Below are 23,644 nucleotides of genomic sequence, written 5' to 3' on the forward strand. Positions count from 1 at the left end.
ACTGCTTCGTTCCTGCGGGCGTGCAAAACACGAACACCGAAACTCGACGACCTACTGCCTCTAACTGGAAAACTCCGGGATTCGTTCCGATATTGCCCGGATTTTTTTACGCCGAGCAAAGTTGTCAGCCCACAGGCGCGGTGCTGAGCTTGGCCAGGCGGGAGGTGGTGGGCCAGCGCACGTCATGCGCCCAACCGATTTTCTCCAGAGCCCAGATCACGCGGGCGGACAGATCGATCTGTCCGCGCTGCACGCCGTGGCGGGCGCAGGTGGGGTCGGCGTGGTGCAGGTTGTGCCAGGACTCGCCCATGGACAGGATCGCGAGCGGCCACACGTTGGTCGCCTTGCCCTGAGCGGCGAACGGGCGCTCACCGATCATGTGACAGATCGAGTTGATCGACCAGGTGACGTGGTGCAGCACGGCCACACGGACCAGTCCCGCCCAGAAGAACGCCGTGACGGCGCCCCAGAACGACATGGTGATCAGGCCGCCCAGCAGAGCGGGAGCGAGCAGGCTGATCACGGTCCACACCGGGAACAGCAGGCTGATCCGCGCGATGTCGCGGTCGGCGAGCAGGTCGGGAGTGAAGCGGGCCGCGTTGGTGCGGTCCTTCCCAAACAGCCATCCCAGGTGGGAGTGGAAGAAACCCTTGGCCAGCGCAGCAGGCGTGGTGCCGAACAGCCACGGCGAGTGCGGGTCGCCTTCCTTGTCGGCGTAGGCGTGGTGGCGGCGGTGGTCGGCGACCCAGGTGATGACATCACCCTGCAGAGCCATGCTGCCGGCGATCGCAAGGCCGTTGCGTAGGCCGCGGTTCGCCTTGAAAGCGCGGTGGGTGAAGTAGCGGTGGAAGCCCACCGTCACGCCCAGGCCGGAAATCAGGTAGAAGCCGACGGCCAGGCCGATGTCGAGCCAGCTCAGGCCCCAGCCCCAGGCCAGCGGCACTGCCGCGATCAGGGCCAGCATCGGGATCAGGGTGAAGAAGTAGACCAGCGCGCTCTCGCCGGGGGGACGGCGCCCACCGAGCATGGGTTTGGCGCCGCCACGCTGCGGTTCCGTGGCGGTGGACGTTCCGTCGCGGGCTGGGCGCCCGGGGGCGGTCAGTGTGGACATGCTCGGGGTTCTCCTCGGTGGTGTCGGACGTGCGGCGGTCGTGCAGACCGGTTGCGCCGGCGGTCCTGGAACGGCTCTGGGGGCACGAGAGCCCGGTGGCGGCACGGTGGCTTCTCACCTGCCGGGCGGATGCCTTCTCCCGGGAGCGCACACATCGAGTACCCGGTACGAGGCTGTAGCACTACATATGACGTGTGCGAAGTATCACTAATGTGTAGCGCTATCGTGTAGACACTACGGTGTAGCGGGCGATTCCTCAACCGGAGGTGTGGCAGCACACGGGGCGGGAGGCCTGGTGGACGACGACGTCACGCCGGAGAAGCCAATTGCTGCAGATGAGGCGCTCGACGGCGGTGTCGACGGCAACCCGGATGCGGCCCCTCCAGGGGCACGGCGGCGCGGGAGGCTGTCCCGTGACGAGGTGCTCACCACCGCGCTGGCACTCATCGATGCCGACGGCGTCGAGGCACTGTCCATGCGTCGGCTCGGCAAGGCGCTCGGCCGCGACCCGATGCGGCTGTACCGGCACGCGTCGAGCAAGGACGCCTTGCTGGACGGAGTGGTCGAGCTCGTGCTGTCCGAGCTCGCCGTCCCGCTCCCGCAGGAAGTCGGCGGTTGGGAGGAGGCGTTGCGGCGCACCGCGCACACATTCCGCGCGATCGCCCTCGCTCACCCGCACGTCGTGCCCCTGCTGGTGACCCGGCCGCTGGCCACGCCTCTGGCCATGCGTCCCCTCGGGACGCTCCGCCCGCTCGAGGACCTGCTGGAGCTGTTGATCGAGGCAGGTTTCGACGGGCGCGGTGCTCTGCACGCCTACCGGCTCTATATCGGCTTCCTGCACGGACACGTGCTGAACGAGCTGCAGGAACGAGTGCAGGATCCGGACGAGATCGACGATGTGCTGCGGCTGGGCCTCTACCGGTTACCGGTCCGCGAGTTCCCGCGACTTCGTGCACTGGCTGCCGAGCTCGCCGAGTACGACGGCGAACGGGAACTCGACGAGGGCCTCGACATCGTCCTCACGGGGCTGCGCGAACAGGTGAGGTCGACCGCGGCGGGCTCGTGAACGAGCGCCGGTGGGGAACTGAAGCCGGCCCGGTGTCGATCTGCCCGGAATGCACTGCTTTCACCTATCCTCCGCGGCGGGAGGTCGGTGCCGTGGTGGTGAGCGGAGTCCTCAGCCGCCTCGAGGTGCGCGACGACCACGCACTCGTCGAGCTGACAGGTGTCTTGCGTCTCGGCACGATGGCCGACGTCCGGCGATTGTTGATCAAGCTACTCGCCAACCACGAGCGTCTCCTCATCGACCTGTCGCGGATCCGGCTGGAATGGGAGCCTGCTGTGCAGGTCTTCCGGTCCGTGCTGACCGACGCAGGCGGCTGGCCCACGGCCGGGCTGGTGCTCTTCGGGGCTGACGACTGGATGAGCTCGAACCTGGAGGCTCTGCACGTTCAGCGGACGGTCCCGGTCGTGGCCACCCGCGCCGACGCCGAACGGCGCATGCACGAGAGGCCGGACCGCGTCACGCGAGCCCGCGAGCTGCCGGCGCATTCAGGAGCACCTCGTGCGGCGCGGGTCCTCCTGTCCGACGCCTGCCTGGACTGGGGAGTGGCGGAGCTGTACGAGGATGCCGCCCTCGTCGCCGGCGAGCTCGTGACCAACGCGGTACAGCACGCGCAGAGCACGAGCCGCCTGCGCATCGCCCTGGATCATCGAGGGTTGTGGATAGAGGTTCGGGACTACCGGCCCGGGAACGGTCCCAGGCCGCGCCCCCGCATCATCGGCGGAGACGGCGGCCGTGGCTTGCATGTCGTCGACGCCGTGGCGCACGAATGGGGGGTCACCGACCATTCCGACGGGAAGACGGTCTGGGCGCTGATCGGCCTGCCTCCCGGATGATCGGCCGAGCCGCCCACGCGCATCAACCGCCCGGAACGCCGAGTGCCAGCAGCGCGATGTCGTCGCGGGGTGGCGGATCGAACCCGGCGATGTGCGCCACGAGGTCCCGGACGACATCGGCGGCCGTGCAGCCACGCCCCTTGCCGAGCAGCCGGGCCACGCCGTCCTGGCCGAGCTGCTCGCCGCCCACAGCGGTGTCGGTGAGCCCGTCGGTGTAGAGCAGGAGCGTCTCGCCCGGCCGCAACGTCAGCCGCCACGTCATGAAGTACGCATCGGGCACGGCGCCGACGAGCATCCCCACGCGCCGGGGCCCGGCCTCGACGGCAGAGGTGCAGCCGACGTCGAGCCCCTGCTCCCCGACGCGGAGCCGGAGCGGAGGTTCGTGACCGCCGGTGCCGAGAGTGACGAGGACGCCGTCCGGCACCCCCGCGTCCTGCTCCACGATCCCGTAGATCACCGTGGCGAACCGGTTCTCGGTGGCGGGGTCCTGGAGCAGTACGCCGTTCACCTCCGACAGCACCCGGATCGGGTCCGGATCGTGGAGTGCGGCGGCACGCAGGCTGTAGCGCGTCATCGAGGTCAGCGCCGCGGCCGATGCCCCGTGCCCGCAGACGTCGCCGAGGAAGAACGCCCACCGACCGTCGGGCAGAGCGAACACGTCGTAGAAGTCGCCGCCGACGTCCCGAGCCGAGGCGGTGTGGTAGTGGCAGGCCAGCTCCAGGCCCGGCACCTCGGGCAGCGCGGGCGGCAGCAGAGTGCGCTGGAGCGTGCCCGCGAACTGCTCGATCTCGGCCCGGTGCTCGTCGGCCAGCCTGCGCAGCTGTCGCTCCGCCCGTACCGTGCGCAGCGCGGACAGGCGCAGCTCGAGCTGGTCCATGACGATCTCGGCGAGATCCTGCAGCGCAGCCAGGCCCGCGTCCGTGACCTCACGGGGTTCGACGTCGAGCACGTTGATCGTGCCGAGCCGGTGGCCGTCTCGGGTCACGATCGGGGCCGCGGCGTAGAAGCGCACCCCCATCGCCGCCCGCACCAGCGGGTTGTCGGCCGCCCGTGGGTCGAGCAGCACGTCGCTCACGACGTAGGGCGCCTCCGGCAGCACCGCCGACGCGCAGAGCCCCGGCTCCGGCCCGACCTGGCGGACTCCCTCCAGCCCATGCGCTGCCGTCAACCAGACGCGGTCCTTGTCGACGATCGTGACCGTCGCGATTGGTGCGTGGAACCAGCGCGCGGCCAGCGCCGCTATGCGGTCGAAGGCGCCGTCGGGTGGCGCGTCGAGGATCTCGTAGCGCGCCACCGCGGCCAGCCGGTCCAGGTCTCGGGCGTCCTGGACCGGCGCGATCCGTGCCTGCTCGCCATCAGCGCCCACCGCAGCCTCGTTCTCGTATCCGCACGTCAGGGGCGTCCTGTCCGGTGAGCGTACGACACCATCGGAGGCCCGATAAGTGGATGCTTACTGGTGGGGACATCCGTGTCAGCGCGTTGCACGCTCCTTTCCGGCATTCGGCCGACGGATCCCACGAGTGGGAGAATCGGTTGTGCCGACCGGCGGCCGGGTACGCCGACTTCGTGGTGGCGAACGGCGGGCTGGACGGGCGGGTTCGGCATCGGTCGCTGCCCGCGGAGCTCGGCTCGACCAGAGCCGCACGGGAGACGGTCCGGGTGGCGTGCCACGACTGGCGGCTGGACGACGACACGTGCGACGACGCCCTCCTCGTCGCCACGGAGCTCGTCGCGAACGCGGTGGACCACGCGCAGACGCCCTGCGTCCTCATCCTCAGCCGTGATCATGACGGGCTGCGCATCACCGTGCGGGACTTCGCCCCGTGGCAGCTGCCGGAGCTGCAGCCCGTGGATGTGACGGCGGCGCGGGGGCGGGGGCTGCAGGTGGTAGCGGCGGTGTCCAGCGAATGGGGCGTGACCACCGTCGACGGCGAGAAGTCGGTCTGGGCGGTCCTGCCAGAGGGGACGCAGGCGTAGTAGGGCCGCCTTGCAAAAAATCTCCGAAGGTCTGTCGAAGTCGAGCCGCCTCGTTCGACGCAGGGGTGGAGCCGGAAGCCCGGCTCCGCACAAGCGGACATCGAGGAGGCACGAGATGCGGTTCATGCTCCTGTTGAAGGGTGACCCGGGCGCCGACGCACGCCCGAGCGACGAGCTCATCGGCGCGATGCAGAAGTACGGGGAGGAGCTGCACAAGGCCGGGGTGTTGCTTGCGGCCGAGGGGCTGGAGTCGAGCGAGACGTCGGGAGCACGGGTCATCTACTCCGGTGGGAGCCGGAAGGTGGTGGACGGGCCGTTCGCCGAGTCCAAGGAACTGGTGGCGGGCTTCTACCTGCTGCAGGTCTCCTCGCGGGAGGAGGCGATCGAGTGGGCGTCCCGGTGCCCGGTCGAGTTCGCCGTGCAAGGTGACGAGGAGGCCGTGGTCGAGATCCGGCGCATCGCCGAGTTCGACGACCAGGACGCGATCGGCGAGGCGCGTCGCGCCGTGCGGGGGGAAGCGCGATGAGCTCCGCCGAGCAGGTCGGCTGACGGGTTCGGTCGACGGGTTCCTTGCCGGGCGGCCCGTCACGATGCTCTGATACGGCGCCGTGACGGGAACCCCGACAAACCGTGCGATCGAGGCGATCTGGCGCATCGAGTCGCCGAAGCTCATCGCCCGCCTGACCCGGATCGTGCGCGATGTCGGGCTCGCCGAGGAGATCGCACAGGACGCACTCGTCGCCGCGCTCGAGCAGTGGCCGCAGGACGGAGTGCCGCGCAATCCCGGCGCGTGGCTGACGGCCACCGCCAAGCACCGGGCGGTGGACCTGGTCCGACGGGAGGTGCGACTCGGGCAGAAGATCGTCGAGCTGGGCCGCGACCTGGAGGTGCGGCAGGCGATGGACGTGCGGGATCGCGGCGCCGAGTCCGACGGAACCGACAGCGATATCGACGACGACCTTCTGCGCCTCGCGTTCGTCGCCTGCCACCCGGTGCTCTCCACCGAGGCGCGGGTCGCGCTGACCCTCCGGGTGCTCGCCGGCTTGACGACCAAGGAGATCGCGCGGGCGTTCCTGGTGCCGGAACCGACCGTGGCGCAGCGGATCTCCCGGGCCAAGCGGACGTTGGCGGAGGCCGCCGTCCCGTTCGAGGTGCCCGCCCATCACGAGCTCGCGGAGCGGCTGCCGTCCGTGCTCGAGGTCGTCTACCTGGTGTTCAACGAGGGGTACTCGGCTACCGCGGGGGAGGACTGGATCCGGCCTTCCCTGTGCGAGGAGGCGATGCGGCTCGGCCGGGTGCTGGCCGGACTGGCGCCGGACGAACCGGAGGTGCACGGCCTCGTCGCATTGATGGAGATCCAGGCGTCGCGCGTCCGGGCGCGAGTGGGGCCGTCGGGGGAGCCGATCCTGCTGCTCGACCAGGACCGTTCCCGGTGGGACCACGTCCTTATCGGTCACGGTCTCGCCGCGCTGTCGCGCGCAGAACAGCTCGGCGACCAGCGCGGGGAGCACGGGGCGCACGCGGTGCAGGCCGCGATCGCCGCCTGCCACGCCCGGGCGCTCACCGCTGCCGACACGGACTGGGTCCGCATCGCGGCGCTCTACGACGTCCTCGCGAAGATCGCGCGGTCGGCGGTGGTGGAGCTGAACCGGGCCGTCGCCGTCGGGATGGCGTACGGCCCCGCCGCGGGGCTCGAACTGCTCGACCAGCTGGGTGGGGAGCCTGCCCTCGCGCACTATCACCTCCTGCCCAGCGTCCGCGGTGACCTGCTGGTGAAGCTGGACCGCCACGGTGAGGCCCATGCGGAGTTCACGCGCGCGGCGTCGCTCACCGCCAACGGGCGTGAGCGCACGCTGCTCCTCGACCGGGCGGCCACGGCGCTGGCGCGTACCGACGGAAAGAGTTCAGAGCGGAGGGATTAGTCGCCGAGTCCGGTCCGTGCACGAGTACGACATCACGCGGCACCCTGGCGAGAGTGAAGGTTCTGCCGGCGGACGGACCGGGGCACCGTGCTGCCAGGTCCAGGGGGCGGGCACAAGGACTCATGCGTGCCGCGGCGATGGCGGCCGCCGCACTGCTCCTGTCCGCCTGCGCAGGCCTCGGGCCACCCGAGGTCGAGCAGGTGGCCTCGGCGTTCGCGGGGGCCGACCCGTCCGCCCGGTGCCAGATGCTCGCGCCCGCCACGGCCTCGGCGCTGGAGGGCCGGCAGGCCGAGTCGTGCGTACAGGCGATGTCGCAGCTCTCGCTGCCCCGGGGTGCGGTGGTCTCGTCGACGGTGTCGGGAGACCAGGCCCAGGTACGGCTCGTCGGTGACACCGTGTTCCTGACCCGGACGAGTGACGGGTGGAAGGTCACGGCCGCCGGTTGTCGCTCACAGGCAGACGCACGGTACGACTGCCGGCTGGCGGGCCCCTGAGATCGGCGCGCTGTTCGTGGCCTACCCGGTCGTGACCTCCGTGGGGATCACGACGGCGCGACCCGTGGCACCCGAGCCCAGCGCGCGGTAGGCCTCGCCGACCTCGTCGAGGGAGTGCCGCCTGCCGAGCAGCACGTCCAGCGGGAGGCGTCCCGAGCTGTAGAGGGAGAGGATCCGGGGCAGGTCGACGGGCGGGTTGGCCGAGCCGTACAAGCTTCCCACCAGGCGCTTCTGCTGCTGGACCAGCTCGTTGATCGGCACGGCAGCGGTGGCGTCCACCGACGCGAGGCCGACGGCGATCGCCGTGCCGCCGGGGCGCAGCGCGGAGAAGGCCTGACGCAGCGTCTGCGGCGCGCCGACCGCATCGACGGCAACCTCGGCGCCCCCGCCCGTCAGATCCTGGACGGCGGCCACCACCTCCGCCGCATCGAGCGCCGATGCGTCGACGGTGTGGGTGGCGCCGAGCCGCCGTGCGAGCGCCAGCTTGTCGGCCGCCACGTCGACCACCACCACAGGATCGGCCCCCACCAGCGTCGCGCCCATCACGGCCGAGAGCCCGACGCCGCCCGCGCCGATGACGAGCAACGGGCGTCCCGCGACCTGGCCTGCCACGTTCACCACCGCTCCGAGGCCCGTGATCACCGCGCAGCCGGCGACGGCGGCAACGGCGGGCGGCACGTCGTCGGGCACACGCACCACGGCGCGCTGGGAGACCACCGCCTGCTCGGCGAAGCAGGAGACACCGAGGAAGTGGTGCACCTGCTCGGTGCCGCGGCTCAGGCGGGAGGTGCTGTCCATCAGGCCTCCGCTGCGAGCCTGCACCCGGCCGTAGATGCACATCACGGGACGGCCGGTGATGCAGAACTCGCAGAATCCGCAGCGCGGGCGCCAGGTGAAGGCCACCCGATCGCCCACGGAGAAGGCGTCGACATCTGCGCCGACCTCCTCGACGACCCCACTGCCCTCGTGGCCGAGCACGATCGGGAGTGGGCAGGGGATGTCCCCCGACATGTAGTGCAGCTCGGTGTGGCAGACCCCGGCCGCCTCCACCCGCACCCGTACCTCGCCCGCGTGCGGGTCGTCCAGCTCCACGTTCTCGACCTGAAGCGGGCTGCCGGGCTCCCGCAGTACGGCGGCCCTCATGCGCCCGTCCCGGGCAGCGCGGCCGGACGGAACTCCAGCGTCATCATCGAATGCAGGCTCCTGGTCACGGGCCCATCTTGCGCGGTGCACCGGGAGACCGTGTGCGGATCGGGTGACACTCGCGCCCGCGTTCCCGGGTGCTGGGCGTTGATCATGCGCTGCGGCGGCCCGGCCCCTAGTCTCCTGCTCGTGAGCGGTGAGGAGTTGCTGAGGCGGCACGCGGCAGATGGCGGCCGGATCGCCGCGTCGGCGGCGCAGGGAATGGGCTCCACTCCTGCTCTCCACACAGTCGTCGTGACGTGCATGGACACGCGCATCGACGTGCTCGGGCTCTTCGGGCTGACCGTCGGCGAGGTGCACACCCTGCGGAACGCGGGCGGAGTGGTCACCGACGACGTCGTGCGCTCGGTGACGATCAGCCAGCGCAAGCTCGGCACCCGTGAGGTGCTGGTGGTCCAGCACACCCGGTGCGGGCTCGCCTCGTTCACCGACGCGGAGTTCTCCGAAGAGCTCGCGCAGGACGTCGGAATGCTCCCGCCGTGGCGTATCGGCACCTTCGCCGACCCCGCGGTCGACGTCGGCCGCGGGATGGCTCGGCTGCGGCGCGATCCGTTCCTGCTGCCCGGCACCGTCATCAGGGGATTCGTGCTCGACATCGAGGACTTCTCGCTCCGCGAGATCCACCCGGACTGAGCAACGCCCACTCACTTTCTGTAATCATAGTTAGACGGAAAGTGAAAAAAAATCTTGGTCGTAACCCGGTTGGCGTCTGTCTCGTTTGTACTTTGCGCGCGCTGTAACCGGGGGGTCCCTCGATCGAGTGTCACCCGGGCACGGCCATCCATGTCTGATTCGCACGGTTTGGGTCCTATGCCACAGCACACCTCGCCACATCAGGTGGCGCCACCCGAAGATCGATCACGCACGTCCCGCAAGCCGCTCCTGATCGGGGCGATCGTGGGCGTTGTCGTGATCCTGGCTGCGGTCATCGGCTTCGCCGCGCTGAGCGGCCCGCCTGACGGATCACCGTCCGGCATCGCGGCGGGGGAACTCGCACCCGCCGCAGGCGAGCTTCCCCTGAGCAGCACGTACACCACAGTGGACGGTGCTCCCCAGGACAGCGCTGTCGACGCCAAGACCAACGGGCTCGTCGTGCACCCCATCCGGGAGACCCCCGTGCACGACGCCCCGAACGGGCGCGCCATCGCCAGGATGGAGACGACGCAGATCGGCGACACCTGGCTCCCCGTGATCGGTGAGGACCAGGGCTGGGTGCAGGTCCTGCTGCCGTCGAAGCCCAACGGTTCCACGGGCTGGCTGCGCTCGCAGGACGTAGAGCGTGCGAACACGCCCTACGTCATCAATGTGCATCTCGAGTCGAAGAAGCTCGAACTGCTGCGCGACGACAAGGTCGTCGGCGAGTGGACGGTCGGCATCGGCAAGGAGTCCGCTCCCACGCCGGCGGGCCGCACCTTCCTGCTCGGCGCGTTCAAGGACGCCAAGCAGAGCTACTCGCCGGTGATCCTCCCGCTCGGGGCTCACAGCCCGACGCACGACACCTTCGGCGGCGGTCCCGGAACCGTCGCCATCCACACCTGGCCGACCGACGACGTCTACGGCACCGAGACCAGCGATGGCTGTATCCGGGTGCCACCGGACGCTCTGGACCAACTGACCGGGGTGCCGCTCGGCACCCTCGTGATGATCAACGAAGATTGAGGGGTTTGCACCACTGTGAACACGAAGAAGCTCGCCGGCGCGGGAGCGGCGGCGTTCACCGCCGCCACCGCGGTGACGGCTCTGCTCCTCGGCTCGACCGCTGCGGTTGCGCAGGAGGCCGCATCTGACTCCGCCTACGCGCTGTCGGCCTCCGGTCTTCTGAACATCGACCCGATCTCCTACGTGGAGTCGCCCGACGGCAACGCCGCCGAGAACCAGCTCGCGGGCATCGGGGACGTGCTGGGTGAGAACCAGAGCGCCATCGGCGTCGGCGTGCTGACCGCCGAGGCCCGGGGTGGCGCTTCGGAGACCTCGGTGACGAAGCTCAACCTGCTGCAGCTGCTGCGCGCCGACCTGGTTCGCACCTACTGCGAGGACGGCGACGGTGGCATGGAGATCGTGCGCGGCACGCTCCTCGGCCGCGACCTGCCCGAGACGCCCGTTCCCAGCCAGGTCCTGGATGTCTCGCCGCTGGTGAAGCTGACCCTCAACGACCAGGTTCGTCACGAGGACGGCTCCCTCACCGTCACGGGCATCGAGCTCACGGTTCTGCCGGGCGCCGGCGAGAACCTGGACCGGGTGCTCACCGACGACGAGCGTGCGGCGCTGCCGGAGCTGACCGGCCTGCTCGGCACCGAGCTGCCCACCGTCAACACCGTGGGTGACCTCGTCAACGGCGTGACCGAGGGCCTCGGCGTCCAGGTCGACCCGGCCAACCCGGTGCAGACGATCACCGTCGGCTCGGCCACCTGCAGCGCCGGCGACGACGGCAACGGTGACGGCAACGGCAACGGTGACGACGACGGCAACGGCAACGGTGACGACGACGGCAACGGTGACGACGACGCCGGCGCGGCCACCGAGGTTGCCGCTGTGGGCACCGCCCCCGCGCCGCAGGTCATGGACGCCTCCCTCCCGGTCACCGGCTGACCTACGGGAACCAATGACGGGCGGGGGCCGATCGGCCCCCGCCCGTTCGTATTTCCGCTGCCGTCCACCCCGTTCACCCGGTGCCGTGCTCCTGCTGCTTCACGGAATCCGCGGTTTTGTGCAGCTGCCAGCGCATCTGCACCGTGGTGCCCGACTCGCCGTGTCGGATCTCGACGTCATCGCTGAGCCCGCGAATGATGAGCAGGCCACGGCCGCGCCATCCCGGATCGGCGGTCGGCGTCCGCCACCGCCCCTCGTCACGCACCATCACCACGATCTCCCCGTCCGTCGTCAGCTCCGCGTCCAGGAAGGCCGATCCGGTCTGGCCGTCGAGATCGGCTCTGTCGGAGTAGGCGTGGTCGGCGACGTTGGCCAGCGCCTCGTGCGTGGCCAGCACCAGGTCGTCCACCATTTCGGGTGGCGCGCCGAGGCCCTCCGCCCACGTGGCCACCCGGCTGCGCACCGATGACAGCTGAAACGGCAGCGCCGATCCGGTGAGGCTCAGCCTCAGCGGTTCCGGTCCAGCGGCCGCAGACATCGATCACTCCCGGGTCGGCATCCGTGCCACGGTGCGAAGATCCAGCGCAGGATCTCCGGCAATCAGCCCTGGCTTACCCGATGCCGGGAGCGCCCAATCGGACGCCGCTTCTCTCGTGCGCGCTGCGGTACGGTTCGAAATTCGCTAGACCCTTCAGCAGTCGCCGGACCGCACCGCGGCCGGGCGCTGTCGGGGAAGGGGGTCGCGCCCGTGCAGGTCTCGTCCCGGCCACCGGCCGTCGACCACTCGTGGTTCGCGCTCGAGATCACCGGCGCACCTCCACGAGCGAGTGTGCGCGCCATCGGCGAGCTGGACATGCTCACGGCGCCTCACCTCGAGCGTGAGCTGGATCGGCTCCGTGGCCACGGGTACCGCGACATCGACCTCGACATCGCCGGCCTGACGTTCGTCGCCGCTGCGGGCCTGAGCGCCTTCGTCCGCTGCGATCGTTGCCTACACGCGGCAGCGGGGCGATTCCGCCTTGTCGGGCCGACACCTCGGTGCCGGCAGCTGCTGGAGATCACCGGCCTCGACGACGATCTGACGATCGTCTGATCCACAATGGGGTCCTGTCCGGCGACGGATGACCGGTCTGTCGGTATGGATCGCGATCCGCATGCGTTGGGGCCGACGTGGATCAACGTGCAGCCGTTCCCGACCGCACCTGGCTGATCGCCGTCGCGGCGGCGCTGTGGGGTACCGACGGCCTCCTCCGCCAGCCGCTCGCCGGGCAGCTCCCGGCAGCGACGATCGTGTTCTGGGAACATCTGCTGGTCGTCGTGGTGCTGGTGCCGTTCCTGCCCTCCGCCGCGCGGGCCTTCCGGGCTGCAACGCCGAAGGAGCGCACCGCTCTGGTGCTGATCGGAGCCGGCGCCTCCGCGCTCGCAACGGCGCTGTTCACGCAGGCCTTCCAGCTCGGCGATCCCGTCACGCCGCTCGTGCTGCAGAAGCTGCAGCCCGTGATCGCCGTCGTGGCGGCGGCTCTGCTACTCGGGGAACGCATGCGCCGCCGGTACTGGTTGTTCGCCGTACCCGCGCTCGCCGGGGCGTGGTTGATGGCGTTCGCGGATCCGCTCTCGGCCGCACCCCGGGCGGCCGCCGCCGCGCTGCTGTCCGTGGCCGCGGCCGCGCTCTGGGCCGTCGGCACGGTCCTCGGACGGATGGTCAGCGTGCGCATCGCCAGCCGCGACGTCACCGTTCTCCGGTTCGCGATCGGGCTGCCCGCCAGTGCGGTCGTGCTCGCGGCCCAGGGCGCGCCGGTCGCTGTGGCACCGGCGCAGCTCGGCCCGTTGGTGCTCCTGGCCCTCATCCCCGGCCTGCTCGGGCTGACGCTGTACTACATCGGGCTGCGCTCCACGGCCGCCGCCCGCGCGACGCTGGCCGAGCTCGCGTTCCCCGTCACCGCGGCGCTGCTGGGAGTCGGCCTGCTCGGCACCGAGCTGAGCCCGACGCAGTGGCTCGGACTGGCCGTCGTGGTCGTGTCGGTCACCGCGCTCGGCCTGCGCGAGCGGGCGCCGAAGCCGGTGGTGCAGGTCGAGCCGGTGTCCTGACCATTCGTGCGGCTACAGCGCCCCTGAGCGGAACTGGTCGAGGACACGGCGTTCGCGCTTCGTGGGGCGCCCGGCCCCGCGCTCGCGCCTGGCCACCGGGATCGCCGCCTCCGGCGGGGGAGCCGGGGTGCGGTCGATGAAACAGGTGGCGGCGTCGGCGGCTCCCACCCGCTTCTGGATCACGCGCACGACCTCCACGATCCGCGTCGTGTCGTGCACCCGGGCCCGTACCTCGTCGCCGGCTTGCACGGGCGTGGCCGGCTTGGCCGGCTTGTCGTTCACCCGGACGTGTCCGCCGCGGCAGGCCGCGGCGGCGTCCGGGCGGGTCTTGGTCAGCCGCACCGCCCACAGCCAGCGGTCCATTCGGGTCGACTCCACGCCCCGATGATGGCCTGCCGTGGCGCTTTCTGCGAGCGTGTTCGCGGCTCTCAGGCGTCGACCGTGGCGATGTACGCGACGAGCTTGCCGACCTCGTGGGCCCAGCCCTCCACGTTCCCGTCGCGGTAGCGGGCCCGCCCCTCCGGCGTGTCGTCGAGCGTGGAGAAACCGCTCTCGGTGACGACCAGACGCGTGCCGTCCCCGTCGGGGAAAAGCCGGAATTCCACCAGCGTGGAGTTGCCGGGCTCGGGTTCGGCGTCGACCTCGCGGCCCCAGCGGAAGCTGAACAGATCGATCGGCGAGACCTTCTCGATCCGGCAGACAGCCACGCCGTGCTCGGCCCACCGCACCCGCATCAGCCCACCGGGCCGGAGGTCGATCTCGGCTCCGGCGTCACCGAACCAGCGCGCGACGTGCTCGGCCCGCGTGACGACGTCCCAGACCCGTTGCGGGGGTGCAGCGATGCGCGTCTCCCGGCTGATCTCGTCGGCCGACATCCGTCCTCCGTGGGGTCGTGGGAGTGCTCCGGAAGCCGTATTCACTCACGGACGGCGCAGCCGCAGCTGATCGACCACCACCCGCACTCGGGGGTCCTCGCGGAGCTCCTCGAGCGAGACCGGCAGCGGCAGCCGCCAGTTCGGGTACTCGTCGACCGTGCCCGGCAGATTGGGCTGGCGCACTTCTCCGATGACGTCGTAGGGCGAGACGAGCACGAGCCGCGACCGACTCCGGGCGAGCAGCGCGTGGATCGCGACCACCAGCTGGTCCTCGCCGGGTTCCTCACCGGTGACGAGCCCCTCCGCGCGCAGCAGCTCCACCAGCTCCAGCCGGTCGACCTTCGCCTTGGCCTCCTCCGCCGCCACGTCGTCGAGCAGGCCCAGCTCGGCGCGCGCCCGCACGTGCTCGCCACGCAGGAAGCCCACCGCGGTCGGCAGGTCGTGCGTGGACACCGTGGCCACCGACTCCTCGGGCCACCGGTCCGGCGGCAGGAGCGGTTCGCCGGGCGCGTCGAGATCGCGGGTGAACCACAGGACCGAGGAGCCGAGCATCCCCCGCTCCGCCAGCCCTTCCGTGACCTCGGGCTCCACGGTGCCGAGGTCCTCACCGATCACCAGCGCCCCCGCCCGGTGCGCTTCGAGGGTGAGGACGGCGAGCATCACCTCGGCGTCGTAGTGCACGTAGGTGCCGCGGTCCGGGGACTCGCCGGGCGGCACCCACCACAGCCGCCACAGCCCGGCCACGTGGTCGATCCGCAGCCCGTCGGCCTGCCGGAGCAGCGCGCGCAGCAGATCGCGGTAGGCGGCGTAACCGGTGGCGGCGAGCCGGTCCGGCCGCCACGGTGGCAGCCCCCAGTCCTGCCCCTGCTGGCTGAACGCGTCCGGTGGAGCGCCGACCCGGACACCGAGCGCGAGCACGTCCTGCAGCGCCCACCCGTCGGCACCCTCCGGATCGCATCCGACGGCCAGGTCGTGCACCACCCGCACCCCCTGGGCCCGTGCGGCTTCCCGCACGCCGGCGAGCTGGGCCTGCACCTGCTCCTGCACCCAGGCGTGGAACGCCACCCGAGGCGCGAGCTCCTTGCGCATGGCGGCGACGCCGGGCGCGTCCGGGTGCCGCAGCTCCTCCGGCCACCGGCTCCACCGGCCGCCGAACCGTTCAGCGAGCGCACAGAACGTGGCGAACTCCCACAGGTCCGCTCCCGCGTCATGCGGATCGGGACGGCCTTCGGAACGCCAGAGCAGCTCGAGCGCGGCGCGCTTGGCCGCCCAGACCCGGTCGTGCTCGATCCGCCCGCCCGCCGTCTCCGGGCGCAGCGCGTCGACCTCCGCGCGCGTGGGCCCGTCGGCGCGTCGGTAGGCCTCCAGGTCGGTGATCCGCAGCGCCAAGGGTGTGCCGAACCGCCGGCTGGACGGCGTGTACGGCGACGGCTGAACCGGTGGCACGGGGGTGATCGCGTGCAGCGGGTTGAGCAGCACCGCCCCCGCGCCGTGCTCCGTTCCCGTCCAGGTGGTGAACTCGCGCAGGTCGCCGAGGTCACCGATTCCCCATGAGCCCGCCGAGTGCAGCGCATAGAGCTGCAGCATCCAGCCCCAGGCGCGTGGGGCGGGTTCGAGTGCGGGCGGGGCGACGACGACGGTCACCTCTCGGCCGTCCGTCTCGAGCCGGTACCAGCCCGGCTCCAGGCCGGCGGGGATCTCGGTGACCTCCCGCCGCCCGCCGAACTCGTCGATCAACAGGCCGGGACCGGGCAGCGCACGCGGGGTGTCGATGCGTGCGGCGATCGTGTCGGGGAGCCTCCCGGCCGCTGCGGCCGTCCGCGCCGCCGCCAGTGCGGCCTCCCGTCCCTCGGGAGTGACGGCGTCCACGTCGAGCAGACCGAGCACCCGGACGACGACCTCCGGGTCGACCTGCACCGGCCGCCGTTCACCGTCCCGATACTCCGTAGCCACACCGTGTGCGGCGGCCAACTCCCTCAGCTCAGTGTCCACACCGCTCCGTTCCCCCAGCGCCCTGGATCTACCCCGATACGGGGGAGATCCAGCATGCACGCCCGTGCTGAACACATCGCGATGAGATTACGGGTGGTGACGAACCCACCACCGTTACCCGATCAGGGCTTCCCGAGGGTGCTAGGTTCCTGAGCTGCGAGCTGTTCGCCCGGTTCCGCACCGCACGTACGTCCACAGTGGTCCGGGCCGCATGATCGGCCCGTCGCGGGGGGCGGGTGGTGACGGAGCGGAGACTGCCGAATGAGCACGCTGGGTCTGATCGCAGTGGCCATCGCCGCCGTGATCGTGGGTCTCGTCCTGCTCCGCCGCGGCCGGCCCGCCGCCAAGGATCGCCCGAAGACTGTCGCCGACCTCGTCAAGCTACGTGCGGAGAGCCCCGAGACCGCGGTTCCCGCCGCCGTCGGGGCAGGAACCGGTGGCCGGGAGGCGCCAAGCGCCGGGTCGGCCACGGTTCTCCCCGTCATGAACATGAGTGCGCCGGTCGCGCCGCCACACATGCCCCCGCCCGTCGCTCCGCCGACGGGCGACACGGGGAGTGCTGCGGCAGCCGGAGCGGCGGCGCCCGAGCCCCCGGCGCCCACGGTGGATGTTCCGCAACAGGCTCGGTCCACGGAGGAGCCTTCCACCGGACTCGTCCCGACCGTCGACGACACGCCGTGGGGCCGTGCGGCCCGGATGGTCTCCGGCGGCGGCGAGCCCGGGGCGTGGCGCGCACCGGAGTCCGTGGAGATCGTCCCGTTGCGCTTGCTGTCGCCGCAGACGCCGACCGACCGCTCCTCGGGCACACGCTCACAGGACTGGGCCGGGTGGAAGGACTGGGCCGACGTCGACGCGGAGGAGGACGCCCGGGCCGAGCCGGCCCAGCCGATGCCCGATCCGCGGTTCGGCACGGCCGCAGCCGGGACGGACAGCCGTAAGGAGACGCCCGGCGGCTCCGACCAGAACGGTGCCGATACCGGAGCGTCGGCCGCCGGGTCTCCTACTGCCGAGTCTTCTGGCGCCGGCCCCGCTACGGCTGAGTCTTCCGAGCCCTCTGCCAGCGAGCGTTCCGCTGAGTCGTTCGGCGCCGGATCTCCTGACGACGGGTCCGCTTCCGCTGGCTCCGCTGCGCCTGAGTCTTCTGAGTCCCCTGTCGGCGGATCTTCCGCTGAGCCCTCCGGCCCCGGCCCTGCTGCCGCCCGTCCCGGGACTGCGCAGTCTTCTCGGGTCGCTCCAGTTGCCGAATCTTCCGCGTCCGCTGCCGGTTCTGCTGTCGCGGGGCTCGCCACTGCCGACCCGGCCGGTCGGCCCGCTGCGGAGCCCCAGGCCCCGCGCAACCCCGTGCCGCCCACTGCCGTGATCTCTGCCGAGCGGCCGGCTGCCTCCGGCGTCGCGGCGGAGCACACTGACCGCACCGCGACCTCGCGCAGCCGCCAGTCGGCCGACGAGCGGGCTGCCGAGCAGGCCGCGGCCGACCTGGCTCTACTACGGACGTTCGGCTACGCCGACCCGAGCCTGCGGCCGGACAGCGCGCCGGTGGTGTCGCTGATGAGCCAGCAGGACCCCACTCCGGAGCCCGTTCCCGGAGCCGAGCAGCCCGTCCGGTTCCGTGCCATGCGCCGCGGAGGCATCCCCGCCGAGGGGGTCGCCGTGATGCTGCTCGACGACAAGGGGCGCACCGTCGCGGAGGACAAGGCTGGTCCCGACGGACGCGGCGAGGTGCTGGCACCCGCACCCGGCGGCTACGTCCTGGTGTGCACCGCCCGCGGCCACCAGCCCGGCGCTGCGGCGATCACCGTGGCCGACGCGCCCATCGAGGCCGAAGTGCTGCTGGTCCGGTCGGCGTCGCTCTACGGGACGGTGCACGGCGAGGACGGCCCGATCGCGGGTGCGCGCGTCACTCTGGTGCAGGACGGCGAGATCGTCGACGTGGCCGACACCGACGAGAATGGCTCGTACCGGATCGGCGACATCGCCGCAGGTGAGTACGGCCTGTCCGTCGTGGCTGCCGGATGCGAGCCGATCGCCGTCCTGCTCGAGGTGCCCGATGAGGCCGACCTGCGCCACGACGTCGAGCTGGAGCCGGCCGGCGCGCAGGCTCCGTACAGCCCCGACGACGACGAGTTCGCGATCGGGCAACTGTGAGCGAGGGGCTCGACGCCCCGGAGCGGACGGGGCGGGTAGAGGGACGGCTGGCCGGGCTGCGCGGTGTCGAGCTCTACTGGCAAGGGCGCCTGCCGTCGGGAGACCCCACGGGCGTGCTGTTGATCTGCCACGGTCTCGGCGAGCACTCGGGCCGCTACGGCTACGTCGAGGATGCGCTCGTCCCCGACGGGTGGGCGGTCTACGGCATCGACCACCGCGGCCACGGGCGCTCCGGTGGCCGCCGTGCCCACCTCGTCCGCTACGACGACTGGCTCGCCGACCTCGACACCTTCCGCCGCCTGGTGGTCACCCGCCATCCCGGGCTGCCGATGTTCCTGCTCGGGCACAGCATGGGCGGCCAGATCGCGCTGGCGTATGCGCTCGATCATCAGCAGGCGCTGAGGGGCCTGGTGCTCTCGGCGCCCGCGCTGGCCTCCAACGCTCTGCCCCGAGCTGCCGTGCCCGTCCTGCTGGCATTCGCGAAGGTGGCTCCCACTCTGCGCCCGGCCGGGATCGACTTCACGAAGATCAGCAAGGACCCCGCGGTCGTCGCGACTTATCTGGCTGACCCGTTGGTGCACCACGGCCGCCCGACACTCGGCCTGTCCTCGGCGCTGTACCGCCAGTTCGCCGTGCTGCCGGAGCGCGCCCGCGAGTTGCGGCTCCCCGTCCTGATCCAGCACGGCACGCTGGACGGGCTCGTCGATCCGTCCGGCTCCCGGCTGCTGGAGGCGAACGTCGGTTCCCCCGACCGGACGGTCCGCTGGTACGAGGGTCTCTGGCACGAGATCTACAACGAGCCCGAGCGCGAGCGTCCGTTGTCGGACCTGCGGGAGTGGCTGGACGCCCACCGTTGATCGCCACGAGATCCGGTTGTTCGCCCTGCTGAGGGCCGAAACGCGGATCTCGCGGCGATCTTGACGTCAGGGGAACCGGCGCGATCCCGTCATCGTCGGTGTGGCCGTGCCGATCGACCTGCGCTCGCCGTTCCGGGGGTCCGATGCCGTCGCCGCCGGGCTCGTCACGGCCAAGGCGCTGCGCGGGCCCCGTTTCCGTCGCCTGTTCACCGGGATCTTCGTCGCCGCGGACGTCGAGGTGGACCTCACGCTCCGCTCGCGTGCCGCGCTCGTTCTGACCGACGGCCGTGGGGCGCTGGGGGGATGGTCCGCGGCGGAGCTGCTCGGCGCGTCGTGCGGTCCCGAGGACGCGCCCGCCGAGATCGTCGTGGCGAGTGGTGGCTGTGGCAGCCGACCTGGCCTCAGGGTCCGCCGCGACCGGCTCGCGCTCGACGAGATCACCGTCCTGGCCGACGGGGTCGTGGTCACCACGCCGCTGCGCACCGCGTACGACCTGGCGCGGCGATCACCCCTGGTCGACGCGGTGGTGGCGGTCGACGCCCTGGCGAACGTCCACGGCTTCGCCCCTGCCGAACTGGTGCCGTTCGGAAACCGCCACCTCGGGGCTCGTGGCAGCGCGCAGCTGCCCACGGTGGTTGCATTGGCGGACCCACACGCGGAGTCGCCCATGGAGACGCGCATCCGCTTCGCGATCCGTGCCGCAGGCCTGCCGGCACCGGTGCTGCAGTACCCGGTCGGCCCGTACCGCCTCGACATGGCGTACCCGACGATCCGCCTGGCCGTCGAGTACGACGGACGCGACCACCTCACCCCGGAACGCGCCCTGCGCGACCTCGACCGGCAGGCCTACCTCACCCGCTGCGGCTGGGACGTCCTCCGGTTCCGCGCGGTCGAGGTGATGCTGCGGCCCTGGTCGGTCTCGGCCACGGTCCGCCGAGCCCTCGACCGCTGATCTCGGACGGCCGCCGTCAAGATCGGCACGAAATCAGCCGATCCGCCCTCGCGGGGGCGAGAACCCGAATCTGGGATCGATCATGGCGCTCGCTGATCGCCGCGAGTGCGGCCGATCCGCCCTCTTGAGGGCGGGAACCCCGGTCTCGGAACGATCATGCCGCCAAGATCGCTGCGAGATCCGTCGATCGGCCCTTGGCGGGGCGAATGTGCGGATCTCGGAGCGATCAGCGGGGGAGGGGGGTTGCTGCTGCCATGTCGAACTCGAGGTGGTCGGCGGTCAGCGTTGTGATCGGGTGGCGGGGGAGGCCGATGGCTCGCAGTTCGTCGGCCATGGGGTTGCCTGTGCCCAGCGTGACCTCGGCGCCGCGGAAGCCGAGGCGGATCCCGTTGACCCGGCCGCGGAGCCTGCTGGCCAGCACTGTGTCCCCACGCGGGGCGAGTGCGGTGAGCGTGCCGGGCACGGTCAGTGGGACCCGCCACGGCAGGGTGTGGAGCGCGGCAGTGAGCACGAGTGCTCCGGAGGTCTCTGTGAGGCGGCAGGTGGCGGTATGGCCGGTGAGGTTCAGCTCCGCGCGCGCCAGCCACTTCGGTAATCCCCACAGCGCCCGGCCCGCTTCCAGCGTGAACGACTCGGTGACCGCCATCTGCCGGATGTAGGGGCCGACGCGGCCGCGGTGGCGGGCCAGCAGGGAGACGGCGACCTCGTGGTAGCTGTCGAGGTCACCGGCCCGGTAGGTGATGAACCCCAGAACCAACGGCGTGCGGCCGGCTATCGACACCAGCGAGAGCCCGGTGTCCTCGACGAGCCTGCTCGCCGCGGAGGTGCGGACGAGGTACGTCGCCAGTGCCGCCGAGGCGTCGGTGATCCGCACCGGGAGGGTGAGCCTGCGGCCCTGGACCTCCCAGCTGCCGTCGTCGAGGTGAGTCGCCACGGCGGCAGTGTGACGCACCGCGCAAGGTCGGCGGGCACGTGGATGTCGGACATTTCAGCGCCGTAGCGACTCCGGCTCTCGCGGCGTGGGACGAAGTGGCATGCGAGGAGCGAGGTGTGCTCAGATGGCGCTATGTCGCCGGCCGCCGTCCTCGGAGAGATCTGGGGTACTCGGCGTGCCGACCACTTCGACCAGTGCTGTTGCTCGAGCTGAGGTTTTCTCCCGCTCGTCCGCTTCCGCCACTGGAGTACGTCCGTGCTGCTGCACGCCCCCACGCCGCTTGTCATTGCCGATCTCACCGCGCTGACCAGTGAGGTCGCCGCCGAGGTGCACGCCGGCCTGCATCCCGTCACGATCGATCCCGAACGCCGCTGGTACCGGCTCCTGCGCAGCGACAGCTATGTCGACGTGTGGCTGATCAGCTGGGCCACTGAGCAGACGGCCGAGTTGCACGACCATGCCGGCTCACTCGGTGCGCTCACCGTGGTGTCCGGCAGCCTCGTGGAACAGCGCTGGGCGAGGGACGGGCTGCGACCACGCCGGCTGCGGGCAGGGCGCAGCGTCGGTTTCCCGCTCGGGCACGTGCACGACGTGGGGAACCCGGCAGTGGAGCCCGCCGTGAGCGTGCATGCCTATTCGCCCCCGCTGACCGCCATGTCGTACTACGCCGTGGAGCCGGACCACCGGTTGCGGCGCACCCGCAGCGTCCTCGTGGAGTCGGGGTCATCGGAGGGAGTCGGATGAGCGAGCAGGCGAGCGAAACGTCGAGGCAGCAGCGCACCGTGCACGACCTGCTGGCCGACGCACGCGCACGGCTGGACCGTCCCGACCCGCATCGCGCCGCGGCGATGGTGGGGCGGGGGGCGATCCTCGTCGACACCCGGCCGGGGTGGCAGCGCGACCAGGAGGGCGAGCTGCCCGGCGCCCTGGTGATCGAGCGCAACCACCTGGAGTGGCGCCTCGACCCGGCCTCGGACGCGCGGATCCCGGAGGCCGCCGACCACGACGTGACCTGGATCGTCGTCTGCTCGGAGGGCTACAGCTCCAGTCTTGCCGCGGCGTCGTTGCAGGACATCGGGCTGCGCAACGCCACCGATCTCGACGGCGGCTACCAGGCTTGGAAGAAGGCGTTCGGCACCGCCGTCACCTGAAGGCGGCGATCCCGGTGACGTCGACGATGAGGGTCTGCATCATCTCGGTGCCCTTGCAGGTGATCGCCTCGGCGCTGTAGCCATCGGCCGGCGCCTAGCCCGCAGATCTCGGCTTTCTCCCGTACGCCCCGATCTCGGGTAGCGGGCGCTCCACCGTGGTTGCCGCCGCGCTGCGCGGCCGGGATCCGTGGTCCCCCGGTGGAGTTGAACCGTGGTTTCGATCGAATGATTGCGCCGGGCCAGGAAGATCATGTGCGTAAAGTCCGCTACGCCCTGAAAGTCCCAATCTGATTGATCGTCGGGTGTGCGCTGCCTGGCCGCCCCTGAACCATGAAAGACGGTCCTCGATGCGTGCTCGTCGATTCCTGGCTGTGGCAGTAGTGGTGGGGGGCGTACTGGTGAGCCTGCCCGCGACCGCGTTCGCACAAACTCTCGTGCCGTGCAACGGGCCCGCGCTGCAGAGTGCGGTCGCTGCCACCAATGCGGCCGGCGGTGGCACGCTGAACCTGACCCCTGCATGCACCTACACGCTCACCGCTCCGGACAACGCCGACAATGGCCTGGCCGTCATCACCACCCCGATTCGGATCAACGGCAACCGGGCGACGATCACCCGCTCCTCGGCCACTGACTTTCGATTTTTTCTGGTCAACGGACCAGGCAACCTCACCCTGGACGCGCTGACACTGGCCAACGGCCGCACCGACAATGGCGGCGCGATACGCATCGGCGTCGACGGCAGGCTGACCCTCTCCACCAGCACAGTCACCGGCAACACTGCCACCGTGGGGGCTGGGGGTGGGATCTACAGTTTCGACGGCACGGTGGAGGTCAATAACAGCACCCTCGGCAACAACACTGCCACTCAAGGCGGCGGCTTCTTCAACATCTTCGCCGATGCCACATTCAACGGCAGCGCCGTGATCGACAATCATGTGATCGGCGAGGCCGTGGGTGGCGGCATCAACAACGTCGTGGGCTCGGTCATCCTGAACAACACGCGCATTGCCGACAACGATGCGACGTTTTCGGGAGGGTCCGGCGATCAAAGCCTTGGTGCTGGTCTGGCGAATGGTGGCACCCTCACGCTCATCGGCAGCCCGGTCATCAACAACATCGCCAACGGTCCGGACGCGCAAGGCGGCGGCGTGTGGAACATCGACACGCTGAACGTCACCAACAGTCCGATCATCGGCAATGCTGTGATCGGAACGAATGCCCGCGGCGGCGGGATCCACAACGGTTTCGGCACCGCCACCCTGCAGGGTGTCTCGGTGGTCACCAACCGAGCGGTGGGAAGCGGCGCCGATGGCGGCGGCATCTTCCGGGCTGACGGCACGGTGACGCTCAGCGCCACCTCCGTGGCCGGCAACCAGCCCAACAATTGCGGCAGCTCCAGCACGGTGTCCGGCTGTTCCTAGGGAAGGCACCTGCGGAACGGGCGGAACCGGCCAT

The 23,644-nt window shown here is 70.9% G+C and carries 25 protein-coding genes; 17 read left to right on the forward strand and 8 right to left on the reverse strand.

The window, feature by feature from the left end:
- Positions 1–124 precede the first annotated feature (124 nt).
- Positions 125–1,027, reverse strand: a complete 903-nt coding sequence (locus ABD743_RS20575) for an acyl-CoA desaturase (RefSeq protein ID WP_344723948.1) — start codon at positions 1,025–1,027, stop codon at positions 125–127.
- Positions 1,028–1,406: 379 nt separating this feature from the next.
- On the opposite strand from ABD743_RS20575, the gene ABD743_RS20580 reads away from it, so the two are divergent.
- Both ABD743_RS20580 and ABD743_RS20585 read left to right on the forward strand, forming a co-directional pair.
- Positions 1,407–2,177, forward strand: a complete 771-nt coding sequence (locus tag ABD743_RS20580) for a TetR/AcrR family transcriptional regulator C-terminal domain-containing protein (protein WP_344723753.1) — start codon at positions 1,407–1,409, stop codon at positions 2,175–2,177.
- Positions 2,178–2,275: 98 nt separating this feature from the next.
- Positions 2,276–3,010, forward strand: coding sequence for an ATP-binding protein (locus ABD743_RS20585; RefSeq protein ID WP_344723754.1), 735 nt, complete (start codon positions 2,276–2,278; stop codon positions 3,008–3,010).
- A 22-nt stretch (positions 3,011–3,032) separates the two neighbouring features.
- Here ABD743_RS20585 and ABD743_RS20590 read toward each other — a convergent pair whose 3' ends face one another.
- Entirely contained in the window at positions 3,033–4,376 is a 1,344-nt protein-coding gene (locus tag ABD743_RS20590; RefSeq protein WP_344723755.1) for a PP2C family protein-serine/threonine phosphatase, read from the reverse strand.
- 167 nt (positions 4,377–4,543) lie between these two features.
- On the opposite strand from ABD743_RS20590, the gene ABD743_RS20595 reads away from it, so the two are divergent.
- The 4 genes from ABD743_RS20595 (at position 4,544) to ABD743_RS20610 (ending at position 7,403) form a co-directional block, all read left to right on the forward strand.
- Positions 4,544–4,987, forward strand: coding sequence for an ATP-binding protein (locus tag ABD743_RS20595; protein WP_344723756.1), 444 nt, complete (start codon positions 4,544–4,546; stop codon positions 4,985–4,987).
- Between the two features lie 115 nt (positions 4,988–5,102).
- Positions 5,103–5,513, forward strand: a complete 411-nt coding sequence (locus tag ABD743_RS20600; protein WP_344723757.1) for a YciI family protein — start codon at positions 5,103–5,105, stop codon at positions 5,511–5,513.
- A gap of 82 nt (positions 5,514–5,595) precedes the next feature.
- Positions 5,596–6,909: an RNA polymerase sigma factor gene (locus ABD743_RS20605; protein WP_344723758.1), complete on the forward strand. Its 1,314-nt coding sequence runs from the start codon at positions 5,596–5,598 to the stop codon at positions 6,907–6,909.
- A gap of 122 nt (positions 6,910–7,031) precedes the next feature.
- Complete coding sequence (locus ABD743_RS20610; RefSeq protein WP_344723759.1) at positions 7,032–7,403, forward strand: hypothetical protein; 372 nt, start codon at positions 7,032–7,034, stop codon at positions 7,401–7,403.
- 21 nt (positions 7,404–7,424) lie between these two features.
- Here ABD743_RS20610 and ABD743_RS20615 read toward each other — a convergent pair whose 3' ends face one another.
- Entirely contained in the window at positions 7,425–8,546 is a 1,122-nt protein-coding gene (locus ABD743_RS20615) for a zinc-binding dehydrogenase (RefSeq protein WP_344723760.1), read from the reverse strand.
- Between the two features lie 189 nt (positions 8,547–8,735).
- On the opposite strand from ABD743_RS20615, the gene ABD743_RS20620 reads away from it, so the two are divergent.
- From ABD743_RS20620 to ABD743_RS20630, 3 genes are all read left to right on the forward strand, one after another.
- Positions 8,736–9,239: a beta-class carbonic anhydrase gene (locus tag ABD743_RS20620; protein ID WP_344723762.1), complete on the forward strand. Its 504-nt coding sequence runs from the start codon at positions 8,736–8,738 to the stop codon at positions 9,237–9,239.
- 264 nt (positions 9,240–9,503) lie between these two features.
- Complete coding sequence (locus tag ABD743_RS20625; protein WP_344723763.1) at positions 9,504–10,265, forward strand: L,D-transpeptidase family protein; 762 nt, start codon at positions 9,504–9,506, stop codon at positions 10,263–10,265.
- A 15-nt stretch (positions 10,266–10,280) separates the two neighbouring features.
- A complete protein-coding gene (locus ABD743_RS20630; RefSeq protein WP_344723764.1) occupies positions 10,281–11,195 on the forward strand; it encodes a hypothetical protein in 915 nt (304 codons plus the stop codon).
- Between the two features lie 73 nt (positions 11,196–11,268).
- Here the strand turns inward: ABD743_RS20630 and ABD743_RS20635 are convergent, their stop codons facing one another.
- Positions 11,269–11,733, reverse strand: a complete 465-nt coding sequence (locus tag ABD743_RS20635) for an ATP-binding protein (RefSeq protein WP_344723765.1) — start codon at positions 11,731–11,733, stop codon at positions 11,269–11,271.
- 210 nt (positions 11,734–11,943) lie between these two features.
- Between ABD743_RS20635 and ABD743_RS20640 the strand changes: the two genes are divergently transcribed.
- Positions 11,944–12,288 carry an STAS domain-containing protein gene (locus ABD743_RS20640; RefSeq protein WP_344723766.1) on the forward strand — a complete coding sequence of 115 codons (345 nt, stop codon included), beginning with the start codon at positions 11,944–11,946 and terminating at the stop codon, positions 12,286–12,288.
- Between the two features lie 77 nt (positions 12,289–12,365).
- Complete coding sequence (locus ABD743_RS20645) at positions 12,366–13,283, forward strand: DMT family transporter (RefSeq protein ID WP_344723767.1); 918 nt, start codon at positions 12,366–12,368, stop codon at positions 13,281–13,283.
- 12 nt (positions 13,284–13,295) lie between these two features.
- Here ABD743_RS20645 and ABD743_RS20650 read toward each other — a convergent pair whose 3' ends face one another.
- The 3 genes from ABD743_RS20650 to malQ all read right to left on the reverse strand — a co-directional run bounded on the left by ABD743_RS20650 (position 13,296) and on the right by malQ (position 16,150).
- Positions 13,296–13,646 carry an RNA-binding S4 domain-containing protein gene (locus tag ABD743_RS20650; protein ID WP_425564001.1) on the reverse strand — a complete coding sequence of 117 codons (351 nt, stop codon included), beginning with the start codon at positions 13,644–13,646 and terminating at the stop codon, positions 13,296–13,298.
- A 65-nt stretch (positions 13,647–13,711) separates the two neighbouring features.
- Positions 13,712–14,158, reverse strand: a complete 447-nt coding sequence (locus ABD743_RS20655) for an SRPBCC domain-containing protein (protein WP_344723768.1) — start codon at positions 14,156–14,158, stop codon at positions 13,712–13,714.
- A 45-nt stretch (positions 14,159–14,203) separates the two neighbouring features.
- Positions 14,204–16,150 carry a 4-alpha-glucanotransferase gene (gene malQ, locus ABD743_RS20660; protein ID WP_344723769.1) on the reverse strand — a complete coding sequence of 649 codons (1,947 nt, stop codon included), beginning with the start codon at positions 16,148–16,150 and terminating at the stop codon, positions 14,204–14,206.
- A gap of 261 nt (positions 16,151–16,411) precedes the next feature.
- Between malQ and ABD743_RS20665 the strand changes: the two genes are divergently transcribed.
- From ABD743_RS20665 to ABD743_RS20675, 3 genes are all read left to right on the forward strand, one after another.
- Positions 16,412–18,295, forward strand: coding sequence for a carboxypeptidase regulatory-like domain-containing protein (locus ABD743_RS20665; protein WP_344723770.1), 1,884 nt, complete (start codon positions 16,412–16,414; stop codon positions 18,293–18,295).
- Entirely contained in the window at positions 18,292–19,152 is an 861-nt protein-coding gene (locus ABD743_RS20670) for an alpha/beta hydrolase (RefSeq protein ID WP_344723771.1), read from the forward strand. Before ABD743_RS20665 ends, ABD743_RS20670 begins: the two co-directional genes overlap by 4 nt.
- 100 nt (positions 19,153–19,252) lie before the next feature.
- Positions 19,253–20,104, forward strand: a complete 852-nt coding sequence (locus ABD743_RS20675) for a DUF559 domain-containing protein (protein ID WP_344723772.1) — start codon at positions 19,253–19,255, stop codon at positions 20,102–20,104.
- A 226-nt stretch (positions 20,105–20,330) separates the two neighbouring features.
- On the opposite strand, the gene ABD743_RS20680 is transcribed toward ABD743_RS20675, so the two are convergent.
- Complete coding sequence (locus ABD743_RS20680; RefSeq protein ID WP_344723773.1) at positions 20,331–21,038, reverse strand: acetoacetate decarboxylase family protein; 708 nt, start codon at positions 21,036–21,038, stop codon at positions 20,331–20,333.
- A gap of 255 nt (positions 21,039–21,293) precedes the next feature.
- Between ABD743_RS20680 and ABD743_RS20685 the strand changes: the two genes are divergently transcribed.
- The 3 genes from ABD743_RS20685 (at position 21,294) to ABD743_RS20695 (ending at position 23,610) form a co-directional block, all read left to right on the forward strand.
- A complete protein-coding gene (locus ABD743_RS20685; protein ID WP_344723774.1) occupies positions 21,294–21,782 on the forward strand; it encodes a cysteine dioxygenase in 489 nt (162 codons plus the stop codon).
- A complete protein-coding gene (locus ABD743_RS20690; RefSeq protein WP_344723775.1) occupies positions 21,779–22,189 on the forward strand; it encodes a rhodanese-like domain-containing protein in 411 nt (136 codons plus the stop codon). Before ABD743_RS20685 ends, ABD743_RS20690 begins: the two co-directional genes overlap by 4 nt.
- Before the next feature lie 398 nt (positions 22,190–22,587).
- Positions 22,588–23,610, forward strand: coding sequence for a hypothetical protein (locus ABD743_RS20695; RefSeq protein ID WP_344723776.1), 1,023 nt, complete (start codon positions 22,588–22,590; stop codon positions 23,608–23,610).
- Positions 23,611–23,644: the final 34 nt, after the last annotated feature.

Source organism: Pseudonocardia yunnanensis, from assembly GCF_039534065.1.
GTDB lineage: Bacteria > Actinomycetota > Actinomycetes > Mycobacteriales > Pseudonocardiaceae > Pseudonocardia > Pseudonocardia yunnanensis.